Source organism: Candidatus Symbiopectobacterium sp. (assembly GCF_020054415.1).
Lineage (GTDB): Bacteria > Pseudomonadota > Gammaproteobacteria > Enterobacterales > Enterobacteriaceae > Symbiopectobacterium.
In genome coordinates this window covers 1-2,631 of record NZ_JAHWCO010000506.1, presented here as the reverse complement: position 1 = coordinate 2,631, position 2,631 = coordinate 1, and the positions used below count along the sequence as shown (strand labels likewise).

The 2,631-nt window shown below is 50.7% G+C and carries 2 protein-coding genes; both read left to right on the top strand.

Translation table 11 applies throughout. The features are described 5' to 3' along the window. On the top strand, window positions 1-1,046 hold a 1,046-nt coding region (locus tag QZ506_RS14790; RefSeq protein WP_291972054.1), incomplete at its 5' end, for a phage DNA ejection protein. A gap of 86 nt (window positions 1,047-1,132) precedes the next feature. Continuing rightward, the gene (locus QZ506_RS14785) at window positions 1,133-2,509 is read left to right on the top strand and encodes a hypothetical protein (RefSeq protein ID WP_291972052.1); all 1,377 of its coding nucleotides are present in this window, start codon (window positions 1,133-1,135) and stop codon (window positions 2,507-2,509) included. Window positions 2,510-2,631 lie beyond the last annotated feature (122 nt).

Below are 2,631 nucleotides of genomic sequence, written 5' to 3'. Positions count from 1 at the left end.
CTGGTGACACGTCAGCATTGCGCGATTTCGCTGTGCAGAACCCGGCATTCATAGGTCAGGCTCAGCAGGCTGTTTCCGGCCTTGATGCTGGTCAGCGTTCCGATATGACCAATCAGGCCGCAAAGTTGCGGCTAGCACTGTATCAGGGTCCGGATGCATATGCTCAGTATCTGCAGAAAAACTCAGGTGAGTTGTCTCGTGTTGGCGCTAACCCGGGCATTCTGGCGCAAATGGGGATACAAGACCCACAGGGTGCCGCGCAACTGTTTGACATTCTTGGTATGGCCGGGAGCGGTGATAAATATTTCGACATCCTGGATAAACTGCAAGGACGAGAGATTGACCGCGGCAAGCTGGCGGTTGATCAGGATAAAGCGGCGGAAACGGCGAGAAGCAATCGCGTTGGTGAGGCTCAAGGCTGGGCCAATGTTGATATTGCTCAGCAAAACGTCAAAGTGCGCAAGTTGGAGCTACAAGATAAAGCGCTGGACAGGAAAATACAAAACGAAACCAATCAGGTGCAATTGGGAATTTTGCAAGATAAACGAGCAGCAACGCAACGGGATCTTGGGCAGGCCAGGACGGATAAGGTCGACGCATACAATACCAGCATGGATACGATGACTCGCACCATTGACACGGCAAATAAGGTTCTTGACAGCCCCGGATTCACAGGATATTTCGGCGTCAACCTAATACCTGGCACTAACAGATGGATCCCCGGTACCGACGCGGCAGACACTAGCGCTCTGGTAGACACTCTCAAATCTCAGGGGTTCATGTCAGGAATTCAGCAAATGCGTGGATTTGGAGCCTTGAGTAATGCTGAGGGTCAAAAGGTGATGGACGTGATCGGAAACCTTTCGGCAAGCCAGTCTGAAAAATCGGCACGCGCATCGATAAAGGCCATCATTGACACAACGCAGATGGCTCAGAAGCGACTGCAACAAAAATATGGGAAGGATATCCCTGTGCAGCAGCCCAATCAGCAGCAATCACAGATGTCAGATGATGATCTGGTAAATAAATATCTCGGGGGCAGATAGTGGCATACGACCGCGAACAGCTTATGACCGCGTTACGCAACGCTGACGCGGCAGGGGATACGGAAGGTGCGACCAGGATTGCTCAGATGATCCAGTCTCAAGGGCAGCGAGCTCACTCACCTCAGCCATCAGCACCGGGGGTATCGGCAGAGGAAAGCGCCAGACAGGAAAATGTGGTTAACAACGCCAATGGCTTCGACCGCTTTATGTTTGGGGTGATCAACGGGTTGATGGATGTTGGCAAGGGTGTTGGTTTGTTTAACGACATGACACCAGAAGAACAAGCGGCGATCAAGTCGGTTCAGCAGAAGCTGGCTGCCAAGCCATCTACTTCACAGGATGTTGGTGAGTTTGTCGGACAGGCTGCGCCATTTCTTGGCGGTGGCGGTCTGATAGCTCAAGCGCCTGCTCGTGCTGCAAGGCTAGCGGCTGCTGCTGGATTAGGTGCGGCAGAGGGTGGCATTGTGGCGAAAGGGACAGGTAATGATGTTGCCACTGGTGCCGCAGTGGGTGCCGTTGCTGGCCCTGTAGCTGATCTTGTTGGACCTGCCGTTGGTAAGGTCGCGGGGAAAATAAAAGAGGGTGCTGGCGATCTGTATCGCGCCGCCACAGGCATAGGTGGAGATTCTACTAGCGCTACGCTTGATAAAGCATCCAGCGCAATGAGTAATAGAATTATTGGAAACCAGAGGGCAATGCAGGGTTTTGCTCAAGAGGTTAGCCCTGACCAGAATGCCATTAATGCCATACGTGAACTGGGGATGGAGAATTACACCACTCCCGGCATGGTATCAAAAAACTCCACAGTCAGGGCGCTAGACAATGCAGTTGCCACGCTTCCAGGCACTGAAATCAGTGAAGGGCATAAGCGATTCATCTCTGAGCTTGGGAAACGCGCCGATGAGTTGATCACCTCGTTTGGCGGTGATCTGGATAAGCAGGCAGTTTCCGACAGGCTGGCATCAAAGTTTGATAGCATCATATCAAACCTGCAAAATCAGTCTGACGAAATTTACAATAAGGTTGCTCAAAAGGTCCCAATCCGTGATCGCGTTGAGCCGAACAACACCGTGAGATTCTTGGAGGATCACGCGGACGATTTAGGCGGTATAGATGAGCTTACCCCGATATTAAAGAGGACGCTTTCACGGCTTGACCCAAATACTCTGCCAACATATGGCAGATTGGATAACGTCAGAAAGCAGGTTGGGCAGGCTATCGGTAATAAGGTAGGGTATTTCAAGGATGAAGAGGTTGGCACCCTTAAACAGCTTTACGCTGCCATTACGGATGATCAGCAGGTTGTTGCTGAAAAATATGGCGCTGGTGAATTGTGGAACCTTGGCAAAGAACTGGTGAAAACAAGAAAGGGAATTGAAGATAATGCAGAATTTGTGTTGGGGAAGAAATTACAGCAGTCCGCCGTACCAAAAGTAGAGTCAGCGATGGGCTTTGTTGAATAAATAGAACTTTTGGGTAATCATCGGAGCAGATCACCACAGTTGTTTCAAAATCAGGTCTCCATGGCAAAACAAAATTTTAAAATCACCAACTGGCCCTCTTATAACAAGGCCCTCAAGCAGCG